The following is a 25870-nucleotide window of genomic DNA, read 5'->3' as shown; positions in this document are numbered from 1 at the left end:
CAAACTTGTGGCTAACTCAATATTTTTACGTTAACTTGAAATGAGTTAGGGGCTAACATAAGCCCTATTAGTCATAGCTTTGCACTATTGTGACTAATTTCTTGGGGAAAACAAAACTATTACAACAAGATTTGGGGAAAAAAAATGAAAAGACTCATTTTGTGTGTTGCGATTGCATCAGCACTGGGCCTCACAGGATGTGGCGAGGACAGTTATAACGAACTCAAGGATAAGACAGAGCCGCTCATCCCTGAATCCCATATGGTGTTCGACCCAGCGACTTCTAAAGTGCCTTTACCTAATGATCTACTGTTTAGTGGCACTAAGGATGGTACTTTGTCTATTCCGGGTGAAAGCTCGGGGAATTATACCGATCCACAGATTGCACTGGGTGCATTAGATGGTTGGTCGACGACGTCACCTATTTCAATTGATATCGATTTAGCAAAAAATCATGATGGTACCCAACTTAGCTTGCTTGCAGCATCTGTAGCACAACCAGGTGCGGTGAGAATGTTTGAGGCTACCGTGGGGGGCGCCTTGTCCTCTGATCCTGAGTGTAAAGCCAAACCGTCAGTATCGGCTTGTAAGGTCGGTGCAGAGCTTAAGTTTGGCGTCGATTTTGTGTCAACTGCATCGGGTTCAAAAGTCGTTATTCTTCCCCTAAAACCCCTTAAGGCTGGTCAATCTTATATTTATGCGACAACCAATTTGATCCAAGACTCTGAGGGACGCGGCATTGCCTCTTCGACAACCTATGGTACGTTGAAGATGGATATCAATACGTTACCCCTAGAAACGCCAGATCAGCTGATGTTGCAAACCTTAATCAACAGTTATGAAAAGGGCATTGCTGCGGCCCATAATGTTGATACTTCAACCATTTCCTATTCAGGCTTGTTTACCACTCAATCGGTAGCAAACGTCTATGAAACCACAAAGCTGTTGATGGCGCAGGGTGCTCCTTATGCGCCTAGTTTTGCGCAAATGCCGACGCCTACAGGGGTTACAGTGGCACAGGCAGCAGGATTGACACCTACAGATGGTGCTGCTTATGTGGTTTCAAGTTTAGCGGATGTGTATACCGCGAAAATTAAACTGCCGATTTACGGCGAGTGTTCTTCAGTGAGTTGTTTATCTGCTGAAGGTAAACCATTAATCAATGGTCGCTGGAAGGCCCAAGGCGATAGCCCTGTGTCAGTGTTATTAGCACTACAAGCGGGTACCTTGAGTCAGACCAATTTTGGTATGCAAGCTGTTGCCAATGGTATTACTAACCCAGCCGATGCGTTAGCCAATCCCTCGTTAATGGCGGGTAAAACTTGGTTGTTAGACGATGGCACCGCGGTTGATAAAACCAAACATCTAACCAAATTTAACCCTATTCCAGCGGTTAAAGGCTACGAAACGGTTTCTGTGCTGATTTCTATGCCTAATGCGACCAAATTAGCGGCCTTCTATCAGCAGCAAGGTTTGACCTTTACGCCGCCGACGTCAGGCTGGCCAACCACAATTGCACTGCATGGATTAGGTGGCGGTAAGGAAATGTCTTTAGCCTATGCGGGTTCCTATGCCGCTATGGGTGTTGCTACTGTGGCTATCGATATGCCTTTACATGGTGCACGTTCATTTGATGCCAATGGTGATGGTATTTATGAAGTTTCGGCAACCGATCCTTCCTTCGGCGAGGTTATTGGTACACCCGATGCCTTTAAAAATGGTAATCCATTGGTATTTGTGAATATCTCAAGCACGCTGTCCGTGCGCGATAACTTCCGTCAAGCGACCATGGATCACCTAGGCGTGCGTTTAGCCCTAAGCGGATTAGCACAGGGGCTTGCACAGGCTAGTAAACCACAAATTTTTGATGTCACTAAGATTAGCGCGCAGGGCTTAAGCTTAGGTGGCATTGTAGGAACTGACTTTGCGACTTACGCGAGCACGGGTATGAAAAATCCAAGTACGGGCGAAGCGTTACCTAATCCATATGCGATTAATGCGGCCTCTTTGGTTGCCCCTGCGGGTGGTTTAGCAGGTTCTTTCGCGGGTTCTGCCACCTTCGGTCCAGTACTCTTTAATAACGTAACGGCCTCTGCGACGTTCAAAGCCTTAGTGGATAAAGCCAATACCGCGGGATACGAGCCAGGCAGTCCGGAATATGCGGCATTAGTACAAGCGGTGTACGCGCAGTTTATTCCTACCTTTGCCTTTGCGGTCCAAACAGCGGTGGACTCGGCTGACCCAATCAACCATGCAGCTATGTTAAAAGCGACCAAATTACCAGTGCATTTAATTGAAGTTGCAGGTGATGGTAACGGAAACTTGCCAGACCAAGTGCTACCAAATCGCGTGGATAACTTCCCATTGTCGGGCACTGAGCCACTGATCTCTGCAATGGGCTTACCTTGTGTTGATGCAACGACGAAAGGCACTGGTGCCGTGCGTTTTGCTAAAGGTCACCACAGCTCCATTGTTGACCCAAGCGAGAAGAGTTCTACGGACGGTATGGCAGGGGCTGCGACTGTTGAAATGCAAACCCAAGTAGCGACCTATGCATCGACTGCGGGTAAAGGTGAAGCGACTATTTTCGTCACCGATCCAAGCGTGATAGCAACCTGTCCGAACTAATCCAGCGTTAAATCCTAAAAACCCAGCCTGCGCTGGGTTTTTTTATGGCGCTCTAGGCTGTTAGAATAGCGCGCAGTTAACCGGATAAGCTTAGGCCCCAATGGAGAGTACTTTGGAATTTCTATACGAATATGGCATGTTTTTAGCGAAAGCCGTGACGATCGTTGTGGCGATTGTTGCAGTGATTATTGTGGTCTTGGCGTCCACAGTAAAACACAAATCGGATAAGGGTGAGTTAAGGATCACCAATTTTTCTGAAGAATTGGAAGAGCTAAAGCATAGCTTGAAGGAAGAACTGTTGACTAAAAAGCAGTTTAAAGCCTATGAAAAGCAACTCAAAGCAGAAGAGAAGGCGAAGGAAAAGGCAGACGAGGGAGAGAGCAAAGGAAAGGTTTTTGTTGTTGATTTTAAAGGCAGTATTGATGCCGCTGAGGTTGCCTCACTGCGTGAGGAAATTAGCGCAATTTTAACCATTGCTGAAAAGGGCGACGAAGTTGTCGTTAATGTCGAGAGTGGTGGCGGAATGGTGCATGGCTATGGTCTTGCGTCGAGCCAGCTTGACCGTTTACGTCAGGCTGATATTCCTTTAACGGTTTGCGTGGATAAAGTTGCTGCCAGCGGTGGTTACATGATGGCCTGTGTGGCCAATAAAGTGTATGCCGCGCCATTTGCTATAGTTGGTTCTATCGGTGTTGTTGCCCAGTTACCTAACTTCAACCGTTTATTGAAAAAACACGAAATCGATTATGAGCAACATACTGCAGGTGACTTTAAACGCACTTTGACCGTATTTGGTGAAAACACTGACGAGGGCAGACAGAAGTTTCAACAGGAGCTGGAAGAAACCCATGTGCTGTTTAAAGCTTTTGTGAGTAAGTATCGCCCTCAACTCGATTTGGCTAAGGTGGCCACGGGTGAGCATTGGTATGGTCAACAGGCGATTGAACTGGGCCTTATCGATGCGATTTCAACCAGTGATGATGTGTTAATGCATTTAGCTGGCGAACGTACCGTGTATAAGCTGCGTTACCAGGTGCGCAAAAAACTAGCTGATAAAATCGCCCATGGTGCTTCGCTTTCTGTTAATGCCATTTTTAATCGTCTGGTAGAGAAAAATCGTCCTGTGTAGGCGATGATATAGCTTAATACCGCATAAAAACGCCTGCCTTCGAGCAGGCGTTTTTTATTAGATTGGGTATGAAATAAAATAATACATTTTTTAAACATTAAGTTTGGTTTAAGACTATTCAAAATAAGCGAGATCTTATACAACTAATCACCTAGGGAATTAAAAGCTGAACAAATCACATTAAGGATATTCCATGTTACAGCGCGTCGATTACAAGACGAACCTGATGGTAGGTGACCAAACCTACCCTGCATTCGAGCTACGTAATATTCTCGATTTTATTGCCTCGCATTTAGGTGATAAGGCTCTTGAGCAAGTGTGTGCACATATAGGTATTGGACGAGCAGAGCTCACTCATTGCCAGTTTGTGTATGTATGGCAGGTGGAATATGCAATGGAGTTTTTACGTTTACAGGGTGGCGATCCCGATATTGGTACAAAATTAGGGCTGAGTTACCGGGTGAATAGTTTAGATGTCTTATTGCCTCATCTTGCCGAGCTTACCTCATTGCAAGCCTGCTTACAGTTTGTGATTAATCACCCGAGTTTGGTTGGCAGCTTTACTGATTCTCTGATACGCCTAGAAGATGAAAGTGTTTGCATTCGTTGGCTCAATACGGGTCGTATTGATAAAGAACAATATGGTTTTCAGTTCCTCCACAGTATAGGTTCGTTGTTGGGATTGGCGAGGGAGTTAACTGGGGCGGAAATACGCCTGACTCAAATTAATTTAGCCGAGCCCGTACGGGATGGCAGTTTTTTATCGGTGGCAACGGGCGCTAAAGTACAATTTAATTGTGAATATTACGAGTGGAGTATTTCCCTTAATTATCTAGCTCTTGACATCAATTATCCTTTCCCAGAAGGGACTGAGATAACATCTTTAGTCTCTACCACTTCTTTAATTGAAACTGTGCTGAAGGCGATCCGTGCTCAGTTTCCCGATGTGCCACATTTAGATGAAATGGCGGCTCAACTGCATATGAGCGATCGCAGTTTTCGACGAAGGCTCGCGCAATTGGGATCGAGCTATCAGCGTTTAGTCGATCAGGTGCGTTGTCAGCGGGCGGTTGAGTTGATTTTAGCCAATGAGCTAGATATTGAAGCGATTGCTGAAAGCCTAGGTTACAGCGACGTGAGTCATTTTCGTCAATCCTTTAAGCATTGGATAGGCCATCCTCCTGGATATTTTAGCCGACTTAATAGCGGTCAAAGGGGAGATGCAAACAAAGATAAACTGACCATAACAAGTTGATACTGTAATGGAAGATGACAGTATCAACTTATTTTCAACGGCTTCACTTATTTATCCATTAGCCTTGCCTTGTCTAAAGCGCTTAGAACTCCCGCTGCATGAACAGATATTTAATACGATTGGTATAAATCCACCTTGTTACCAGCGCAAACCACAAGTTTGAAGGTCATGACTGGAATTTGCTCTGTGGATTGCATTTATTCATCTCTTAAGCCGAGTTGAGGTTATGTACTAAACACAAGTTCCTAAGCTGGGGGCGAGCGAATCTATCCATTGTCTGATTAATTCAACCCCTTCTTGATGTTCAAGATTACGACCAATGGGTGGCATGCGATCTTTAGGCTCGGAGAGCGTTTGGCGATAGAGTAAAATCGAATGCTCTGCATTGCCGGGGACAATATCGTAATCGAGTCCCTTGGGGCCGCCATCCCACCCTGGAGGCTGCTTGCAGATCCCATATTGATAACTGGTGTGGTCAATATAAAAACCGAGCTGCAATCCAGAGATACTGGCAAAGCCTTTAGCGCTATGGCAGTGGGCGCAGTTTACATCTAAATAGCCCTTAGCGCGGGCGGTTAAATCGGCTTGGCTGTTGTCGATAGCATAGGTTTTGGCCACTAGCTTTACATCAGGTAATTGCGAAAGTTTGCCCTGTTCTGCCCAAAGGCTCAGTTGGTTAACGGTTTGCCCTTGGTAGTCTATCTCGCTGTTCAATAGATGGGCTTTAAGGCCAATCGGAATGATTTGGCTGGTGTTATCTTGGTTTATCTGATGGCAAACTTTACACTCGGCGCGGCTAGGAATGTTGTAATCAAAGCGTTGGCTTTGGCCTTGGTTGATAAGGCTATGGGACACAGTTGCGCCGGCAGTGATTAGTTTTGCCTGACCTTGCTGCCATTGGTAAACCAGACTTGTCCAGCCCTGAGCACGTTTTATCAATAACCGAGTTTCGATTAGCGTTTCATTGGTGGGTCCTGTGATTGCAGTATCCTGTGGCAGCGCAAAGGTTTTGACCAGCACGGCACCGATTGGAAATTCAAATGTTTCCTGCGCTTGGAATTGCATGCTGGTACCCGCGGGCAAGTAGATAAAACGGTATTTATTGGCGTAGTTAGAAAATAGCTGGGTGGCTAACTGATAACTAAACCCCGGTGTTTGAGGTTGTGAGGTAGGGTTAGCTGGATCAACAAATAGTCCGTACTGACTTAACTGTGGGCAGTCTTCAGCCATTAATGCTTGCCAATTGACTTGTCCTGATGTGTTAACACAAAGGCTGGCAGGTGGGGTTGGATCTGTTGGCGGCGGTGTTTGGTTACTATCACTGCTTTGGCTGTCACTACCGCCGCAGGCTGTGAGCAGCGTCGTTAGCAGCAATATAAACGAAAGAGTTTGGCGGTTTTTCATGAGTTATCCGCTCGTGAGTTAATTGAATGAAGCATGAGAAGGCCTTGTGTTGGCCTTCTCTATCTTTAGTTATTATTTATTTCAAACGAGTTTTTACGTCGAGTGACTCGATAAACCACTATTGTGAGCAGTTTGCCGCGGGTAGACGTTTAATCCATTCGCTGATCAGTGCTACACCTTCATCATGGGCTAAGCTACGGCCAATCTCAGGCATACGATCGCCTGGGGACGTGCTTTGCATTCTAAAGTGCATGATGGACTTTGCGGCATTGCCGGGGACCACATCAAAACCGAGGTTTCCACCACCGTAGGCAACGGGTGATTTACAGGTGCCGTGGGAGAAACCCGCATCATCGCTATAACCACGCCAGTATTCGAGTTTTAAGCCAGTATTAGAGGCATTGCCCTCGGGTCTATGGCAGTGGGCACAGTTGATATCTAAGTAACCCTTTGCTGTTTGCATTAAGGCTGAGTCACTTAAACTCGCGACTGTCGTTTCATCCCCATCTTGGTACGCCGGTACTTGTGACACTTGGCTAAGGTTTGGTAATCCTTGCAAAATACCAAGATTTTCCCATTTTAACAGTTGGTTCATCGTGCCATCTTGGTAGCTGTAATTGCGGTTCAAGTGGCGTGCTTTGGGACCAATTGGCACGAACACGGCATTGCTTTTGTCATCGGCTTTAAACTGGTGACACTGTTTACATTGGTTCATGTTGGGAACCACGTAGTTGAAGGTGAGATTTTGACCTTTATGTGTCAGCGTTTGGCTGCTAATGGCTCCAGCTTTTGCCAAGGTAGCATCGGTTCTATCGGCATTCCACACATAGGGCAGGGCACTCCATCCCGTTGGACGATGGATCAGCAGACGCGTTTCTATCAAACTCTCGTTGCTAATACCGCGCTTACTGGTGTCACTGGGTAGGGCAAAGGTTTTTACAATGACGCTTCCCACAGGGAAGTCGAAAGTCTCATTTTCTGAGTAACTGGCTTTTTGTCCAGAAGGCAAATACACAAAGCGATATTTACTGGCGTAGTCGGTAAATAACGGCGTGTTGAGATCATAAGGGACACCACCTGAATTAGCGGCAGCGGTTGGATTTTTAGCATCGCTAAACAGATTGTAATCCGACAGTTTCGGGCAGTTTGCTTTCAATAGTGCATCCCAGCTGACATTTGAGCCAGTGGCTTTGCACAGACTTTGGTCACCATCGCCCACTAGACCGCCTTCGCCTTCACCGATTGTGCCTCCGCCACCGACCAATACGCCGCCATCACAACCTGCAGTATTATCGTCAACTCCACAGCCAAATACTTGGCCTGCAAAGGTGACGGTATGCACTGGTAGACTGACTTGAGTACATTTCAGTAGGGCATTTTGGGTCTTTTCATATTGCACATCGGCGATGCTGATATCCGTGTTGCTGTTGGCATAGAGTCTACCGTAGGACACATCCCCGTTATCGCTAGCACAAACGTTATCGCTACCGTCAGTGGCAAAGGGGGGTTCTTTTAAGCCAAGATAGGCAGCGGTGCCATTATTGGCGAGCATTTCGCCTAGACCGTCATAGAGCACGCCGGGCAAGGTACCGTGGCTTATCACATAGGCGCGAATAATATCTTGAATTAAATAACCTTTTGGCTTAGTGCCATAGTCGGTAATTTTGTTGTCGTGTAAATAAATATTACGCGGTACAGGTCTCCAACCATCGTCAATCGCTTGGCCTGGTTGACCGTAGTTGCCCACAAAGGAGGTCATATCAGGTTCTGCAATAAAGAAGCTGCTGATTGTTACACCTAGGGTGTCGTGGCGGGTAATTTCGTTATTGAAGATTTCCACATCTGCGGTGGATAAAATAATAACTCCAGTGCCCGGCGGCACGATATGCACGCCCGCGGGGTTAGCCGAAGCATTGGCGAAGTTGGGTGTGTTGTTATCATACACTTTGTTGTTGAAAATCCGCACACTAGAGCCGTATCTATGGTTGTTGATGGGTAAGTCGAAGACTAAAATCCCACCGGTATTGCCCATCGCTTCGTTGTTATAAACGTCGGCATATTTAGAGTTTTCGATTTCAATCCCTGCCACGTTTTCTTTGGCGATATTGCGACGTACGACAATATACTGGGATTGGCCGACATAAATCCCCGCATCGGCACTGCCGCGAACATAACTGTCTTCAATCAGAATGTTTTCACATTCAACGGGGTACAGACCGTAGGCGCCATTATCTTTATCGAGTTCGCCTTCCCATACCGCGCCAACACGGCGCAGGATAATGCCGTTAGTATTTTTAAGCTTGATACCGTTGTTTTTCGCTTCATTGACCGACAGATCTTGAATGGTAATGTTGAGTGCGTTTTGAACGAAAATCCCATCTCCCGAGTTGGCTTGAGAGAAATTAAGCACAGTGTCCTTCATCCCATAACCCATGATAGTAACGTTTTTGGCATAGCTGCCATCCCCATCCACGTCACCATCAAACAGCAAGGTCGAGTCAATATTAAAGGTCCCTTTAGGAAGCACTATCACGGCGCCACTTTGCGCATTAATTAAGGCTTCTTGAATGCGAGTCGTGAGGTTATCACCCGCTGGGATTTTTATGGCGCCTTCGGGGAAGGAGGGGCCAGGTTCTGGTGGTTGTACTACGGGTGGCGTGACAACCGGTGCGGGATCATCATCTGAAAAACAACCGGTTAGATTGAAAGCCATCAATAGGGCTACTCCCGTTGGCATCAGCCAATGTGCTCTACGATGAGTCTTGTGATTTTGTTGTGGGGGATGGCCCTGTTTAGCCATCAATCCCTTGCACGTGAGTGGATTTATCGTCTTGTTGAACATAAGTGCTCCTGCTTTTTTGTTATAATTTCGTTAACAGGATGCGCTCCGAGCAGAAAAAGGCAATGTGAAATATGGCCAAAATGGTGCAATGCACTGTGAATAACAGGGATGTGGCCTGCTATGTTCGTTGTGCTTGCATTGGTTTAAGGTATAAAAATGGCCACTTAAGATGTTTATGTTAGTGAGATTTGCGTGGTGAGTATTAAGTGTAATAAAAAAGGGCGCTAGAGCGCCCTTATGCTTTTAATGACAAAACTTAGAGTTGGTAGCTGATATGCTGGTGGAAGCGTGTGACCAGATCTTCGCGCTCGGGATCAAGCCCAATCTCGGCGGCAAAACTTTTCAGTGCGGCTTCAACATTATTCATAAAGCGGCCATAACCTGCATCATCGCAATCCTTCGCGCCAGCGACGATAGTAAAGTGAGCGGCTTCGACTAAATTATCGGCATCCCAGCGGCGGATCACTTGCTGCTCGGTTGCATTGGGGTCAAAACCGATCATTTGAACTTCGGCTTTGCTGTCGAGTTTTTCAAACTTGCTGTTACGCACTAAGGGGGTTAATCCATTGGCAATCATAGCCAACCGCGTCAATTGCTTATTGGCTGCCGCTTTCAGGAAGTTATCCTCCAGGTGTTGATATAAGGGGCTAAAGTCAGTTGCCGACTCAGGTAGTAAACCTTGTTTGAGTTTGCGACTCAGCGGCAGACTGACGGTAACATAGGTCAGTGAACTGACGTTTTCGGGCAGCTCACATTTTCTGGCCTTGTATCGTGGGGCGATGGCTCTGAGTTTATAGCCGTAGGTTTCTTTGTTTCCTTTTGATTTTGCAAATAAATCATAGGATAAATGCTGGTGGTCACGGATCTTCACTTTAAGATCTTTAATCGGCAGCTTCGGCATTAACTCGTTTAAGAATTCTTGCACTCGTGTGTGGAAATTGGCTGAGTTACTGCGGATTTCATCGCCTGTGGCCAAAAATACGATACGTAGTTTACGGGCGCGGTAGTTGTCCGCAGTGAACAGATTTTGTGCCTCGTGATAGGCGGGATTGTAGAAAAATAGAATCTGTTCAGCTGTTTGGAAACAATAGGCCTCTGTATGGTAACGCACGACTGGCAGTTTATCGTTAGTAATTACATGAACATTACGCAGATCGTGTTGTTCTGCCAAGTTAAAAATAATCCGGCTTAAAGTCTGATAACAGCTATGGTAATCGGGGTATTGGTTCAGTAATTCATCCGTGACTTTGATTTCGGCGGTGATGTACTGATTGGTACGAGCTTCCTTGGGTATGTACACTTTTTGCTGATGGCTAAGGGACATATTGACTCCTTGTTGGGTTAACCATTTGCTAACACGAATTTTACTGTTTATCTCAGGTACTAATGTTGAGTTGGAGCATGTTTTTATCGTTTAAATATGAGTTTACATCAGCAAACTGTTTATTAGCTTAAAATTGCAGCGATTTTATTGCGTTAACGCTTTTTCAATCCAAGGTTGCATCCAATTGGCAATTTTATCTTGGGCCTTTTCATTGGGATGAATGCCATCTCTTTGCATCAGTTCAGGGTAGGGAGCGATCTCCTGCATAAAGAAGGGGATCAGCGGGATATCCTCATCCTTGGCAATCTCTTGATACACTTCGGTGAACTTTTGGGTGTAGCGAGGGCCATAGTTAGGCGGTACCATGATTTCGGTCAGTAGCACTTTGGCACCGCTATTTTTGGCTAGGGTAATGATTTGGGTTAGGTTATTTTTAAGTTGCGTCGGGGGGAATCCACGTAAACCATCGTTACCGCCGAGTTCGACTACCACTAAATCGGGTGCAACGGAATCAAGCAGGGCAGGCAAGCGACGCAAACCGCCCGCTGTGGTTTCACCGCTCACCGAACCATTGGTAAAGTCATGCTCGGGTAAGTTTTTTTGCAGCAGCGCCACCCAGCCTAGTTGTTCCGACATGCCGTAGCTTGCACCTAAGCTATCGCCGAGGATCAACACTTTCGCCGCCTGAACTGGCGTGGTAACACACAGACTTAACAGGATGCAGATCACCAAGGCTTTCGCCATTGGCTTGCATCTATGCGATTGACGCAAAAACGATTTGTATAAGAAGGATCCTATGTCTAACGTCGTTTCAAAAAATAGTGCCATCAATGTTGTTAACCTCGAAAAATCGGTGACTACTCAGGAAGGTTCGCTCACTATCCTCAAGGGCATTAACTTAGATGTCAAGCAGGGGGAAAGTGTGGCGATATTAGGGCCATCCGGCTCGGGTAAATCGACGTTACTTGGCTTACTCGCCGCGCTCGACACCCCAACAGCGGGGGAGATTTGGCTCGATGGCGAGGCCCTATCACCGCTCAATGAAGAACAAAAAGCGGCGCTGCGTAAGCAGAAAGTGAGCTTTATTTTTCAATCCTTTATGTTGGTCGACACTTTAACAGCCCTTGAGAATGTGATGCTGCCAGCCGAACTTGCTGGGGTTAAAAATGCTAAGGAAAAGGCCGAGGCTATGCTTGGGCGGGTTGGTTTATCCCACCGTTTGACCCATTTACCCAAGCAGTTGTCCGGTGGCGAGCAGCAAAGGGTCGCGATTGCTCGCGCTTTTATCTGTGAACCCAAAGTGCTGTTTGCCGATGAACCCACGGGCAATTTGGACAGTGTTAATGGCCATAAAATTGCCGATATGTTGTTTGAACTTAACCAAGAGAACCACACAACGCTTATCCTCGTGACCCATGATTTACAACTGGCGAAACGCTGCCAACGGCAACTCGTTATGGATAACGGCCACTTACAGGAGAACGAGCACCCGAATGCGTTGCAATCCAACAGTGCCTGTGAAAGTAACAGCATAACTGCCAGCGCCAAGGAGGCTTAACCCATGGAGCTTAATTTGGCATGGCGCCTGTTTAAGCGAGAGCTGCAACAGGGGCAATTGTTATTAATTATCCTCGCTATTACCTTGGCGGTGCTCTCGGTGAGTGGCCTTGCGCGGGTGAGTGAGCGATTGCAAGTCGCTATCAATGGGCAGGCGACGCAATTTATTGCTGCGGATCGTATTATCGACTCACCCGTGCAAATTGATAGCACTATTCTGGCCAAGGCCGATGAGCTTGGCCTTAAGCATGTCACCAATATGCAATTTAACTCCATGGTGTATGCGGGCGATCAATTTCAGTTAGTCACAGTGCGTGCGGTTGAGTCTGGTTATCCACTTAAGGGAGACATCGAACTTAAAGCGGACAATGGCCAAGATGTAAAAGCCCAAGGCTTGCCCCAGGCCGATGAAATTTGGTTTGAAAGCCGCTTAGGTGGGCTCTTGGGATCCCCCAAAACGCTCGAGCTAGGCAACAGCGAGTTTAGCTTAAGCCAAGAAATCAGCCGCTTACCCGATGCGGGATTTAATCCCTTTGCGTCTTCACCCGTGGTATTAATGCGGATAGAAGATGTTGCCAAGACTGGGGTTATCCAGCCTGGTAGCCGAGTGACTTATCTGTATCAATTTGCCGGTGATGAAACTGCGCTAACTGCCTTTGAAAACAGTGTTAAACCGCTGTTGAATAATACCCAGCGTTGGGTCGATGTACAGTCAGGCGACTCGCCGATTGCTGGTGCGGTAAAGCGGGCGGAGCGATTTTTACTGCTTGCCAGCTTGCTCGGTATTGCCCTTGCTTGCGCTGCCATAGGGATTGCCGCCCAGCGTTATTGTCAGCGTCATTATGATGTGGTGGCGATGCTAAAAACCTTTGGCGCTTCATCGTCACAAATTCGGCGTTTATTCGGGATACATTTATTGCTGGTGACCTTGTTTGGTATTGGACTTGGCTTGATAGGGGGCGCACTGCTCGATTTAGGCATTAATCAGTTGTTACCCCCTGAAATCGCGGCTTATTCGCCACCATTGACGCGTCCGATACTCCTTGGCATCAGCACTGGGCTTATCAGTGCCTTTATGTTTTCCGCTTATCCTTTGATGCGACTGCTCGCCATTCCACCGCTGCGGGTATTGCAACGACAACTCGAAGGGTTACAACTGGGCATGTGGCTGCATTTACTCTTAAGCTTGGGGGCGATGGCGCTCTTGGGATACCTGTATTCCCAAAGTTGGACGCTGACCTTAACCGTTGTGGCGGCGGTATTGTTACTTGGCGTGCTGCTGAGCCTTTTGGGCTTTGTGATGATCCGCCTCGGCCACAGTGTTGGCATGAAAACCACCAATCCCTTGCAACTTGCGCTGGCGGGCTTACGGCGCCGAGCTAGGCAAAATGCGGTGCAATTGGTGGGTTTTAGTGCGGCGCTGGTATTGCTACTGACAATTTTGGCCCTTAGGCAGGATTTACTGAATGAGTGGCAAAAGCAGCTGCCCGAGAATGCCCCTAACTACTTTTTAGTGAATATTGCTCCCGACGATGCTAAGCCATTAAACGACTTTATGGCGCAAAAGGGCATAGCCGCAACAGATATCTACCCCGTTATTCGCGGCCGGCTTACGCAAATTAATGGCGAAACCTTGATCTCCAACGAGCAGGCGGAGGCGGGGGAAAAAGGCCGAGTGGGGATTTCTCGCGAGCTCAATCTCACCTGGCGTAATGCCTTGCCAGCCAATAACGAGTTACTCGAAGGGCAATTTAATCAAGCTGCCGATGAGGTGTCGGTGGAATCGGGTGTCGCCGAGCGTTTAGGAGTTAAATTGGGTGATAAACTGACCTATGTGATTGATAACCAAGAGCTCACGGTTAAGGTCGCCAGTATTCGCGCCGTACACTGGGAAACATTACAACCAAACTTTTTTATGATTTTTACTCAAGAAGCGTTAGCACCGTTTGCCTATACCTCCATGGCAAGTTTCTATTTGGATGAAAAAGGACCTAACAATACGGCGAGCGGCGAGGGTGCACCGAAAAATACGGTGATCCTCGAGTTGATCCAGCAATTTCCAACGGTATCGATTATCGATGTGGGCGCCATGGTGGGACAACTTCGGCAAATTATCGAGCAGGTTTCCCTGTCCTTGACCTTAGTCTTAGTGCTTGTATTGCTGGCAAGTGCATTGGTGCTTATCGCTCAAACTGAAGCGGGGATGGCAACGCGCCAGCGCGAGCTCGCAGTGCTGCGTACCTTTGGTGCTTCTGGTTGGTTATTACGCAGTGCAACTGGGTTTGAGTTTGCTTTGCTTGGCGGGATTGCAGGGGTATTGGCGGTGATCGTTGCCGAATTTGCCTTGTATCTGTTAAAGACCCAAGTATTTGAACTCAATGTGTATATGCACTGGCCTTGGTGGGCCATTGCACCTGTGTCGGGCGCACTGTTAGTCGCATTACTTGGGGTATGGCGCTGCCGCCAATTACTCAATCAATCCTGTGCTGAATTGTTAAAGGCAGGGAGTTAGTCGCTATTGGCTCATGACAAGAACGACATGATGCTAAGTTAACAATAAAAAGCACTGATGCCGCATAAGCTCAGTGCTTTTTTGTTAGGAGTGAGATTATCTGTTTGCGTATTTTTCATCGACTGACCAATGGATGGGAGTTAAGTGTTATCTGATGCGAACTTAGTGCGTTTTAATGAGTCTATCTTAAGTGACTCGCTTATTTTAATTTTCTTACAGATGTTAATGTTAACCTGCTAATGACCGCATAGAGAGGAATCGAATGTTTAAAGGAATAAGAATTTTGCTCAAGGATTACGGCTCTTTTTTGTTGTTTATCAGTTTAATGCTGGTGTTTAGGAGTGCTGTGGCTGATTGGAATACGGTGCCTACTGGTTCAATGTTACCAACCATTGTTGAAGGCGATCGTATCCTCGTTAATAAGATGGCCTACGATGTTAGAGTGCCATTTACGCATATCGCGTTAGTCAAACTGGCAGATCCTGTGCGTGGGGATATTGTCGTATTTGACTCAAAAAATGCGGATAAAAGGCTCATTAAGCGAGTCATAGCTGTCCCCGGAGATACCGTGATGATGCGAGATAATCGCTTGTATTTGAATGGTGAACCGCTTGCCTATAAGCCACAAGCATTAAGTCCTTATGCGCCAGCAGGTGTCGTTGAGATGCAAGAGGATTTACTTGGCATCATGCACAGTATTCGCCTGAATCAGCTACCCTCAAAGCTTGCCAATTTTGGACCTGTCACAGTGCCGGATGAGCATTATTTGGCCCTGGGTGATAATCGCGATAACAGTGCAGATTCTCGGGTAATAGGCTTTGTGCCCCGAGATGAAATTGTGGGCCGTTCAAGTTCGCTGGTTTTCTCACTGGATTATGATAATTATTACTTACCGCGGCCAGAACGTTTAATGCAAGATTTTTAAGTTTTTGCATAGATATAAATAAAAATGGCGCCTCATCTAGGCGCCATTTTTATTATTGTTTGGCTACATGATAAAGCTGAGGTAGCCCTGCAGGACGATTAAATTGACGATATCGATAAAGAACGCGCCCACAATTGGCACCACCATAAAGGCTTGGGGCGATGGGCCGGTGCGCGACACGAGTGCACCCATATTCATTACTGCCGTGGGGGTCGCACCCATACCAAAGCCGCAGTGGCCTCCTGTGATCACCGCCGCATCATAGTTGCTACCCATTACTTTAAAGGTCACAAAGTAGGCAAACACGGCGAGCACAGCGGTTTGTACGACTAGGATGATAAGTAACGGAATGGCGAGATCTAAAATCTCCCACAACTTAAGGTTCATCAAGGCCATAGAGAGGAATAATGACAGTGCCACCGTGCCTATCACATCGATACTCTCAGTATGGGGTTTGTAACCGCGAGTGACTTCAGTGATGTTTGCTATCACTACGCCGAGAAATAACGCATAGACAAAATCCGGCATTTTGAGCCAATTAAGCCCGTATTCGCTGACCAGCACAGTAAACCATTTCGCTCCCGCGACACAAAACAGCAGTACAAACAGGGTTTCAATAATCGTTTTGGCGGTAACTTGGTCTTCTTCGAGCTGATCATAGGTGACCAATTGCGGATGAGTGGCGTGGTGCTTTCGACCAACACCATAGCTTGAAACAAGATTGTGCTTGCTAATTAATCGCTGTGCGACGGGGCCGCCGATGATCCCGCCCATAACGAGTCCAAAGGTTGCCGCCGCCATCGCGAATTCTAAGGTGTTAATGCCATAATTTTCGGCAAAGGTTTGCGACCAAGCGACGCCAGTACCATGCCCGCCTGAAAGGGTAATGGAACCTGCAATAAGGCCAAGAATAGGATCTAACCCTAACAGGCTCGCGAGACTCACGCCGACCGCATTTTGAATAATGATATAAACCGAAGCCACGCCAAGAAAAATAAACACTTTCTTACCGCCACTCAGTAGTAGCTTATAGTTCGCCGATAAACCTATTGTGCTGAAAAACATCAACATTAAAGTATTTTGCATGGGCAAGCTAAAGGCGAGGGTGATGTCTTGGAAATGCAAAAATGCTATGACAGCAGCGACGACAAGCCCACCAACAATAGGCTCTGGAATATTGTATTGTTTAAAAACACGCACATGGCGATTAATGGAATGGCCAATAAACAGCACGAAGATAGCAATTAAGAACGACTCGAGTTCGCCAATTGTGTAAGTGGTGTGCATGATAGTTCCTTACAAATGGTTTGTGTGGGTACATCACTAGACTCAAGGTGAGTTAGGGTGCCCCATCTCGTTATTTAGCACTCGCTAATTCTGAGTGTTAAACGCGCGATCTAAGGACAATCTTAGTCAATCTCCAAGAGTGGAGAAGAAGTATTAAGCGCGAATATGAACCGTATTGGTTAAGTTGATCAGCACTGCCGCTAAGGGCGAATACTGAAGATAATGATCTTGCCAAGGTCGTTAGCCGTGCTTTAATGCGGGCGCTGAGACGACAATATTGACGAGCAAGTGAAGGGGAGTGTAACAGAAAAATGCGTTAATGTCGTCAAATAGTCTTTATAATCATTGTGTTGTGTTTGTGTTTTTAGGCTGTTGTCAAATTGGGTTGATAAATCCGCTTGTAATAAGCTGGCAAATATTCCGTCTCAGTAAGTATTTGTCGCTGATTTTTAAGTCATTTTTGAGCATGCCTACATCGCCTGTTCGTTAGTTTGATAACATTTTTTTGCCAAGCCAGTTACGGGCTATAGCTGGCTCAACATCAAGTTAACTTGCTAGTAGGTCTTTAAGTGCGGGTTCGAGTTGCTCGAAACGGAAGGTAAATCCTGCATCGAGTGCATGTTTGGGGAGCACAAATTGGCCTTCAGTAAGCAGATCCGCCATTTCCCCCATTGCAAGTCGTAAGACTGGTACTGGTGTAGTCATAAAGGCCGGACGATTTAGTACCTTACCAAGGGTTTTAGAAAACTCGGTATTACTGACAGGATAGGGGGCTGTGGCATTAAATATCCCATGGCATTCTTGATGACAAAGCAGAAACTCGATCAGGGCCACCATATCGTGCATGTGTATCCAACTCATCCCTTGACGGCCATGGCCTATTGGCCCACCAATGCCAAGTTTAAAGGGCGGGAGCATTTTGGCCAGCGCGCCACCATGCCCAAGCACAATACCTGTACGTAGAATACAGACGCGGGTTTTGCTCGTAGCTTTAAGGGCTAGTCGTTCCCATTCTTTACAAATGTCATGGCTGAATTCAGAGTGGGGCACGGCGTGCTCATCAATGGGAATGGCGCCTTGACGGCCATAAAAGCCGATAGCAGAGCCACTTATCATCACCTGCGGTGGATTGTTGCTTTGCAAAATAAGTTGGCTAAGTCTTGCGGTGATATTCCAGCGACTATCGCATATGTGCTGTTTTTGCTGTGCACTCCAACGTTTTGCGACTATCGGTTCACCAGCAAGATTGATCACTGCATTGATATGATTTAAATCGTCAATCTCATCTAAGGAGCTCAAATATTGGTGCTGCGGGCCTAATAATTGCCGGATGCTGCCTGGGTGGCGAGTTAGCAATAACAGTTCATGCTGGTTGGCTAAATGGGCCACTAACTGTTGACCGATAAACCCACTTGCTCCTGTTATTAATATCTTCATCGTCAAATCCTTAGCTGAGGTGGTTTTCTTTGATTTCAAACCTTATAAGCAAAATACGATAACGGGCATGTAGGGATCACTTTATTGGTTTTTTTGGTAACACAGTTCCATTGAGACTGAATCGGCAAAACGCAGGGCGTGGGGTTTGTCGATTTCGACACTGGCAAATTCTACCCAAGGATGCTCGCTGGCAATGGCTAAGGTTTGGCTAGTGAGATTTTCAAGCAGTGAAAACCGATTGTTTTCAATTAGCTCGATGATTTTTTTTGTGATAGTACGGTAATTAAGTGCATCATCAACATTATCGCTGTTGCGGGCCTTGGCGGCGCAGTAATGGATGACGACATTGACTATCACGTCCTGCCGATTTTGGATCTCATCGTCTTTTATGCCAATAAAAGTGCGCAGCCTTAAGTTTTTAATGCGTATAATCGCGGTTTCTGGTTTCATAATAACAATCTATTATCTAATACTTAGGTAATTGAGTTTGAGACTTTTCTTGGGCTAGCCTATCAACTTTATCTAAGATCAAGAAGGATTTTTACTCCATGACACGATCCAATACGCCGACTGCCGCCTACAAAGGTTTTGCAGTCATGGCATTTGTGGTGATTATTTTGGCAGGGATAAAGGCCGCAAGCCCGATTGTTGTTCCCTTTGTCTTATCCTGTTTTATTGCGGTGATCTGTAATCCGGCCATTGGCTTGATGACTAAATATCGTGTGCCTAAATGGCTCGCGGTGATTCTATTGATGTGTTTTATCGTGTTGATGGGATTGTGGCTCGCCTCCTTGGTGGGCAGCTCAATCAATGAGTTTTCTAAGCAGTTGCCTCAATACCGAAATCAGCTGGTGGAGCAGTTTTCTTGGGTGTTGCATAAATTACAGGCGCTGAATATTCAAATCTCTAAGGAGCAAGTGCTAGCCTATTTTGACCCCGGCATGGCGCTGTCGATGACCACCAATATGCTGTCCGGTGTAGGCAATGTGATGGCGAATTTATTCCTGATCATTTTGACCATCGTCTTTATGTTATTTGAGGCATCATCTTTACCGAAAAAGTTGCACTTGGCATTGGATGATCCCGATATGCGTTTGCAACAAATTGACCGTTTCCTGCAATCGGTGAATCAATATATGGTGATCAAAACCCTAGTCAGTTTAGCGACGGGTTTAATTGTTGGTGTTGGACTGGCCTTTATCGGCGTGGATTATGCGTTACTTTGGGCGGTAATTGCTTTTTTATTCAACTACATTCCTAATATCGGGTCGATTATTGCCGCCATCCCCGCCGTATTGTTAGCCTTTATTCAGTTAGGCCCTGCGGCCGCTGGTGGGACGACGATGCTATACATAGGCGCTAACATGGTAATGGGTAATGTGGTTGAGCCTAAATTTATGGGCCGAGGATTAGGCCTTTCTACCTTAGTGGTATTTTTATCATTAATTTTTTGGGGGTGGTTACTGGGTTCCGTCGGTATGTTGCTGTCAGTTCCCTTAACTATGGTGGTCAAAATTGCCCTCGAATCGAGTAAAAGTGGTAGTTGGTTAGCGATATTATTATCCGATGATGTGGATGATAAACTGGTCGTTCAATCTTCAAGCGCACATGACTCGACGAATAGGGTCGATACACATTCAACTGATAATAAGTAGTAGATAATGCAGGGTTTTATTGATGCACTGGCGACGATAGAGGTCGGTGAAGATGCGGTTCGATTATTCCATGGCCGCGGTGGACATTACGCTGGTTGCGAACATCTTTGTCTAGATTGGTTCGCGCCAGTATTGTTATTGACTAGCTTCATTCAGCTTGAAGAGGCCGAGTTGGCTGATTGCCAACAGGCTATCACGGCGCGTTGGCAAGCCTTACAGCCAAATCGACCATTAAATTTGGTCTATCAATACCGCTGTGGTGGCGAAACCTTTAGCCAATTACTGACGGGCGAAGTGCCTGAGCAGCATATCGTGACTGAAAACCGTGCCAAGTTTCAGGTGCATTTATTGCGTGGTCAAAACCATGGTTTGTTTCTCGATATGGCCAATGGTCGTGAATGGGTCAGAGCGAATGCACGGCATAAGAAAATACTAAATCTGTTTGCTTATACCTGTGGCTTTTCGGTTGCCGCACTACAGGGCGGCGCCGATGAAGTAGTGAATATGGATATGAGTAAAGGAGCACTAGCGATAGGTAAGCAGAATCATCTGCTTAATGATTTTACGGCTGGCGCGAGGTTTTTAGGGCACGATATTTTTAAATCATGGGGCAAATTACGTAAATTAGGCCCCTATGACATCGTAGTTGCCGATCCACCGAGTAATCAAAAGGGGAGTTTTGTGGCAACTAAGGATTACGTTCGTCTGATCAGACATTTACCCGAGTTGCTGGCCGAGAATGCCGAAGTATTGCTCTGTTTAAATGCGCCTGAACTCGATACTCAATTTTTGCGTCAGCAGGTTGAGGAAGCCGCTCCTGCGCTTGAATACCTCGAACGTTTACCTAACCCCGCAGCCTTTGCAGATGTCTCGCAGGAGAAATCATTAAAGGTACTGCGTTATCGTTTAAAAGCGTAAGCCCAGTTGTCGTCAAGGCCAACTCATTGGCATTGACGACCTTTATGATAGTCTTCATATCGACTTCCTCTTCGCCCCGTTTATGGCTACCAGTTTGCACTCGTCTTACTAGACGCTTTATTTATCAACCACAATTCTTTAGCAGATCCTGCTATACAAATTGAAAGTGTTTCACTTGCTAGTACAGCATTTGGCTTTTTAAGCGGTGAAAGGCTGTTTTTTTCTTTTAAACAGAAACTAAACTGAAAGTTTTCTGTAATTGTTGATTTTGCTTTGGTATACTCGCCGCCACGGAAATTCCCTTTCCTCATGGGCAAAATGTCAGCATAGAACGGCATGCCTTTGCGACCTTACAAAATCGAGCAGGAGTTGTTATGGAAGTTCATGAATACGAAAACGCTTACTACCAAGTAAAAGATGACGTGATGACGTCTTTACCTGAGCAGAGCGAAGAAGAAGCGATCTAAGTGCTGTAAGCGTAATGCTGACAGCACTCATTCTGAGTCGGAAGTAACAAATACAAGCAGAAAAATAGCAACCTTTGGGTTGCTATTTTTCTATTTGCTCTCGAATATCAAACTGATTAAATTGAATTAATCCGTTAACCATTGACCTTACGTTTTTCAGGCAAGATCTCAACAATAATCCATTTGTTTGCTATTTTATGAAGGCGAATGGTTCTGTCATCAATCCAAGGTTGTCCACCCTTTAAGCCCTTCATCTTGACCACAACGATAACGTCTTTGGTGAACTTGCGGAAAAAGTCGATATCAATATCATCAATTTCCATTTCGACATTGGTCATTGAAAGGCTGAGCATATTACGCTGCACTGCGGCGGCGATATGATAATGGCTTAAGACTTCTTGGAGTGGCTTATTTACAAACTGCTTGGCTTTTTCGACATCGCGGTCAACATAAATGGCGCTAAAAAAGCCTAGGCTGACTTCTTCGGGGGTCAACACGGGTTGTGTGTTGGCAGGTTCGCCACAGCCAAACAAAAACAGTAATGAAAGAAAAAATAAGGTTCTCATGGCTTTTAGTTGTCGGAATTTGACATGAGTATCTCGATTTTAGCGACTATGTTCAAGTTTTGTAATAGTGATAAGGGCTGGCGAAAATGGCTTGACTTGAATCTAGCTGCTGTGGCATATCTTAAAGAATTCACCGTTAAGGTTATCCACAGAATCTGTGGAAAAGTATGTTGAAGACTAGATGGATAATTTTTAAGTATATGATATTTTGCTGTTTTATTTGCTGGTTAAAAAGTGACGCCTTTCTGTGAAGCACTAATCCTAGCGTTTACTTGTGGATATTTTACTAAAATTATCCAGTCTATTCACAGCATTTAATTTTTATAAACAGCATTTTATTAGGTTAAGGCGTTAATTTAAGCGTTTAATGCTGTCACATTTTGTGACCATTCCCTCCTGAAAATAAAAAAGCACTGAACCTGTCAGTGCTTTTAGGCTGGGCTTGCGTGTTGTTAGTTTAATCTACGATTTTTTAGCATCGTTTTGTGACGCTTGGATTGCCGTGAGGGCGATAGTGTAGACAATGTCATCCACTAACGCGCCGCGGGATAAGTCGTTCACAGGTTTACGCATGCCTTGCAGCATGGGACCAATACTGATCAAATCAGCACTACGTTGTACAGCCTTGTAAGTAGTGTTACCCGTGTTGAGATCGGGGAAAACAAACACTGTGGCTTGACCCGCTACAGGGCTGTTAGGCGCTTTAGAACGTGCTACATTAGGCATCACTGCGGCGTCGTATTGCAGTGGGCCGTCGATAACGAGATCAGGACGTTTTTCTTTAGCGATACGGGTGGCTTCACGTACTTTATCGACATCAGAGCCTGTACCTGAGTTACCGGTTGAGTAACTGATCATTGCCACTCTTGGTTCGATACCAAAGGCTTTCGCTGATTCCGCTGATTGAATGGCGATATCGGCAAGTTGTTCGGCATTGGGGTCCGGATTAATGGCACAGTCACCGTACACCAGCACTTGATCCGGCATCAACATAAAGAAAATGGAAGAAACAAGGCTTGAACCTGGGGCAGTTTTAATCAGTTGTAGCGGTGGACGAATGGTGTTGGCGGTAGTGTTAACCGCGCCCGAAACAATGCCATCGACTTCGTCTTGTGCCAGCATCATAGTGCCTAGCACCATGTTGTCTTCTAACTGCTCTTTGGCAACGACTTCGGTTAAGCCCTTGCTGCGGCGCAGCTCCAGCATTGGCTCTACATAGCGAGCACGTACTTCATCTGGATCGACAATGACGACGCCTTCACCCAGTACGACGTCTTGCTGAGCCGCAATACGCAGAATTTCATCTTTTTTACCTAAGAGCACGCAACGCGCGATACCACGTTCAGCACAAATGGCTGCGGCTTTGATCGTACGTGGCTCATCACCCTCTGGCAGCACCACGGTCTTGTGGGCGGCACGCGCAAGTTCGGTAAGCTTGTAACGGAATGCTGGCGGTGACAGACGATGTTCCCGCGGAGAGTTTTTAGTGACGCTCTCAATCCACGTTTGGTCGATATGGCTGGCGACATATTCCTGTACTAAATCGATACGTACCGCATCATCGACTGGCACTTCATGGTCGAAGCGTTGGATATTTAAGGAGGTTTGCCAAGTGTTGGTATCAATCAGGAAAACCGGTAAACCCGTCTCAAAAGCTTGCTCACACAGTTTAAGAATTTCAGGCTCAGGCTCGTAACTGCCAGTAAGCAGCAGGGCACCTATCTTCACGCCATTCATGGCGGCAAGACACGCTGACACAATCACATCGGAGCGATCGCCAGAAGTCACCAGTAAAGAGTCTGTTTTAATATGGTTGACCATATTAGGCAAGCTGCGAGCACAGAAGGTCACTTTACGCAAACGGCGAATATTCATCTCACCGGCGTTGAGAATGCGAGCGCGTAAGTGTTTAGCTAAATCAGAGGCGCGTGGTGCGACTAAGTCTAGGTTGTAAGGTACGCTACCTAGAATACGCAGCGGGCTCTTACCCGGCAGTTGGAACATGATAGAGGCATCAGAGCGTTGTACACCTTGATGATCAAACACTTCTGATAAGTCTGGGCGAGCGCGGCCCTCATCGTCAACCGGCGCACCAATCTTGTTGATCACTGCACCAATCAAACGTTTATTATTCTTGCCACCCCAAGAGTTGTAGGCGATTTCGAGGCGGTTCATCAGCCCTGTTGGGGTATCGCTGCCTGGCGTGGCAATAAAAATGACATCGGCATCCATGGCTTTAGCGATAGCGTAGTTAACGTCATCGGCGAAGGGATGGTTACGTGTTGGCACTAAACCTTCAACGATAAGGGTTTCGGTGTTGCTGGCGCATTCTGCGGCGCGCGCAATGATTTGCTCCATCAGCACATCGGTTTGATCTGCGCGGATCAATGCTTCGGCATGGGCCATATCGAAAGGCTCTAACGGATTAACCGTTGGCGATTTGCTTAAAATCGTGGTTGAGCGTTCAGGGCCGTTGTCATTCGGACGAAGTTGTGAAATAGGCTTGAAGAATTGGACTTTCACCCCGTGGCGCTCTAAAGCACGCACCATACCAAGGCTTAGGGAGGTCAGGCCAACTCCGGTGCCGATGGGGATTAACATTATATTTCGGGACATAAAAACCTCTAAGTTCGATGGTTTTTTGCAGAGTAATCTCTGCGGATTTGCTTGTGTTTGTTTAGTTGTAGGTCACGAATAATAAAGCCGTTTGGCAAAGCAAACGGCTTAACGAGTCTGATTATTTAGTAATGAGTTTAATCGAATCTTCAGCGATAACCCATTCTTCATTCGTTGGGATGACCATCGCGACAGTGCTGTTGTCTGCGGTAATAATGCCTTTTTTACCGAAGCGGGCCGCTTTGTTGCGCTCGCTATCAACATGGAAATTGAAGATTTGCAGCATGTTGAGCACTTTTTCACGGATGATATCGGAGTTTTCGCCAATACCGCCAGTAAAAACCACCGCATCTAAACGACCGAGTGGCACAGTATAAGAAGCAATGTATTTCGCCAGACGGTAGCAGAAAATCTCCAGTGCTAAGGTCGCGCCCTTGTGGCCGTCGGCATAACCTTCTTCGATGCCGCGACAATCGTTAGTCAGTTCAGAAATCCCCAGTAGACCACTTTGTTTGTTCATCAGGTTGTTGACTTCTTCAAGCGTGTAACCGAGTTGGTGCACTAAGTGGTAGATGATGGATGGGTCGATATCACCACAGCGTGTGCCCATGACTAAGCCTTCGAGCGGGGTTAGCCCCATTGAAGTGTCAACACTCTTACCGCCTTTAACCGCAGTCACAGAGGCACCGTTGCCTAAATGCGCACAGATCACATTGGTTTCAGCCAAGGGTTTTTTCAGCACTTTGGCAGCTTCGCGGCTGACAAACAGGTGGCTAGTACCGTGCATACCATAACGGCGGATACCATGTTCGCGGTATAGTTTGTAAGGCAGGGCATAGATAAAGGATCTTTCCGGCATACTTTGGTGGAATGCGGTATCAAACACGGCGACTTGTGGCAGTTTAGGGAAAGAAGCCATTGCCGCGCGAATACCGATAAGGTGTGCAGGATTATGCAGTGGCGCTAGGGATGAACACTCTTCAATGCCTTTAATCACGTGCTCATCGATAATCACTGAACGAGTGAATTTTTCACCACCGTGTACGATACGGTGTCCAACGGCTTGAATTTGCGCTGCTAATTCGGGTTGACCTGCGAGGATTTTATTGACGATAAATTCAACGGCTTCACGGTGAGCGGTGAAAGCACCTAAAGAGGACTCATGCTTTTCGCCGTTGATTTTCCATTTGATGCGTGAGTCTTCTAAGCCAAAACACTCGGCTAGGCCAGAGATCTGATCGTCACCTGTTTGCGCGTCAATGACGGCAAATTTGAGTGAAGAGCTACCGCAATTGAGTACTAAAACCAGTTTATTAGACATGTTTAAACCTTTTGCCATTGTGTTTAA

19 protein-coding genes are annotated in these 25870 nt (G+C 46.4%); 8 read left to right on the top strand and 11 right to left on the bottom strand.

Annotated features, from left to right (window positions below; all coding sequences use genetic code 11):
• Nucleotides 1–144: 144 nt before the first annotated feature.
• The 3 genes from SO_RS13605 to SO_RS13595 all read left to right on the top strand — a co-directional run bounded on the left by SO_RS13605 (nt 145) and on the right by SO_RS13595 (nt 5012).
• Nucleotides 145–2628, top strand: coding sequence for a VolA/Pla-1 family phospholipase (locus SO_RS13605; protein WP_011072838.1), 2484 nt, complete (start codon nt 145–147; stop codon nt 2626–2628).
• Between the two features lie 112 nt (nt 2629–2740).
• Nucleotides 2741–3757 (top strand): protease SohB, encoded by a 1017-nt coding sequence (gene sohB, locus SO_RS13600; RefSeq protein ID WP_164925731.1) that lies wholly within the window; start codon nt 2741–2743, stop codon nt 3755–3757.
• A 193-nt stretch (nt 3758–3950) separates the two neighbouring features.
• Entirely contained in the window at nt 3951–5012 is a 1062-nt protein-coding gene (locus SO_RS13595; protein WP_011072836.1) for an AraC family transcriptional regulator, read from the top strand.
• Between the two features lie 231 nt (nt 5013–5243).
• Here SO_RS13595 and SO_RS13590 read toward each other — a convergent pair whose 3' ends face one another.
• The 4 genes from SO_RS13590 to SO_RS13575 form a co-directional block, all read right to left on the bottom strand.
• Complete coding sequence (locus SO_RS13590; protein ID WP_011072835.1) at nt 5244–6416, bottom strand: SO2930 family diheme c-type cytochrome; 1173 nt, start codon at nt 6414–6416, stop codon at nt 5244–5246.
• Nucleotides 6417–6534: 118 nt separating this feature from the next.
• The gene (locus SO_RS13585; protein WP_011072834.1) at nt 6535–9258 is read right to left on the bottom strand and encodes an SO2930 family diheme c-type cytochrome; all 2724 of its coding nucleotides are present in this window, start codon (nt 9256–9258) and stop codon (nt 6535–6537) included.
• A gap of 256 nt (nt 9259–9514) precedes the next feature.
• The gene (locus SO_RS13580) at nt 9515–10582 is read right to left on the bottom strand and encodes a DUF3083 family protein (RefSeq protein WP_011072833.1); all 1068 of its coding nucleotides are present in this window, start codon (nt 10580–10582) and stop codon (nt 9515–9517) included.
• A 144-nt stretch (nt 10583–10726) separates the two neighbouring features.
• A complete protein-coding gene (locus SO_RS13575) occupies nt 10727–11326 on the bottom strand; it encodes an arylesterase (RefSeq protein ID WP_011072832.1) in 600 nt (199 codons plus the stop codon).
• Between the two features lie 52 nt (nt 11327–11378).
• On the opposite strand from SO_RS13575, the gene SO_RS13570 reads away from it, so the two are divergent.
• From SO_RS13570 to lepB, 3 genes are all read left to right on the top strand, one after another.
• Complete coding sequence (locus SO_RS13570; RefSeq protein WP_011072831.1) at nt 11379–12140, top strand: ABC transporter ATP-binding protein; 762 nt, start codon at nt 11379–11381, stop codon at nt 12138–12140.
• A 3-nt stretch (nt 12141–12143) separates the two neighbouring features.
• On the top strand, nt 12144–14651 hold the full coding sequence (locus tag SO_RS13565) for an ABC transporter permease (RefSeq protein ID WP_011072830.1): 2508 nt from the start codon (nt 12144–12146) through the stop codon (nt 14649–14651).
• 262 nt (nt 14652–14913) lie between these two features.
• On the top strand, nt 14914–15576 hold the full coding sequence (gene lepB / locus SO_RS13560) for a signal peptidase I (RefSeq protein WP_011072829.1): 663 nt from the start codon (nt 14914–14916) through the stop codon (nt 15574–15576).
• Nucleotides 15577–15639: 63 nt separating this feature from the next.
• On the opposite strand, the gene gltS is transcribed toward lepB, so the two are convergent.
• The 3 genes from gltS to folX form a co-directional block, all read right to left on the bottom strand.
• Complete coding sequence (gltS, locus tag SO_RS13555) at nt 15640–16863, bottom strand: sodium/glutamate symporter (protein ID WP_011072828.1); 1224 nt, start codon at nt 16861–16863, stop codon at nt 15640–15642.
• 546 nt (nt 16864–17409) lie between these two features.
• Entirely contained in the window at nt 17410–18300 is an 891-nt protein-coding gene (locus tag SO_RS13550) for a TIGR01777 family oxidoreductase (RefSeq protein WP_011072827.1), read from the bottom strand.
• An 81-nt stretch (nt 18301–18381) separates the two neighbouring features.
• Nucleotides 18382–18750 carry a dihydroneopterin triphosphate 2'-epimerase gene (gene folX / locus SO_RS13545; RefSeq protein ID WP_011072826.1) on the bottom strand — a complete coding sequence of 123 codons (369 nt, stop codon included), beginning with the start codon at nt 18748–18750 and terminating at the stop codon, nt 18382–18384.
• 98 nt (nt 18751–18848) lie between these two features.
• On the opposite strand from folX, the gene SO_RS13540 reads away from it, so the two are divergent.
• Both SO_RS13540 and SO_RS13535 read left to right on the top strand, forming a co-directional pair.
• Entirely contained in the window at nt 18849–19955 is a 1107-nt protein-coding gene (locus SO_RS13540) for an AI-2E family transporter (RefSeq protein ID WP_011072825.1), read from the top strand.
• A 6-nt stretch (nt 19956–19961) separates the two neighbouring features.
• Nucleotides 19962–20873, top strand: a complete 912-nt coding sequence (locus tag SO_RS13535) for a class I SAM-dependent methyltransferase (RefSeq protein ID WP_011072824.1) — start codon at nt 19962–19964, stop codon at nt 20871–20873.
• A gap of 86 nt (nt 20874–20959) precedes the next feature.
• Here the strand turns inward: SO_RS13535 and SO_RS13530 are convergent, their stop codons facing one another.
• The 4 genes from SO_RS13530 to ackA form a co-directional block, all read right to left on the bottom strand.
• Nucleotides 20960–21211 carry a hypothetical protein gene (locus SO_RS13530; protein ID WP_164925730.1) on the bottom strand — a complete coding sequence of 84 codons (252 nt, stop codon included), beginning with the start codon at nt 21209–21211 and terminating at the stop codon, nt 20960–20962.
• 263 nt (nt 21212–21474) lie between these two features.
• Entirely contained in the window at nt 21475–21906 is a 432-nt protein-coding gene (locus tag SO_RS13525) for a hypothetical protein (protein WP_011072822.1), read from the bottom strand.
• Nucleotides 21907–22368: 462 nt separating this feature from the next.
• Nucleotides 22369–24522: a phosphate acetyltransferase gene (gene pta / locus SO_RS13520; RefSeq protein ID WP_011072821.1), complete on the bottom strand. Its 2154-nt coding sequence runs from the start codon at nt 24520–24522 to the stop codon at nt 22369–22371.
• 121 nt (nt 24523–24643) lie between these two features.
• A complete protein-coding gene (ackA, locus tag SO_RS13515; RefSeq protein ID WP_011072820.1) occupies nt 24644–25843 on the bottom strand; it encodes an acetate kinase in 1200 nt (399 codons plus the stop codon).
• Between the last annotated feature and the right edge of the window lie 27 nt (nt 25844–25870).

This window comes from Shewanella oneidensis MR-1, assembly GCF_000146165.2.
Lineage (GTDB): Bacteria > Pseudomonadota > Gammaproteobacteria > Enterobacterales > Shewanellaceae > Shewanella > Shewanella oneidensis.
Note: the sequence above shows the minus strand (reverse complement) of the source record. Positions and strands in the feature narration are given on the sequence as shown.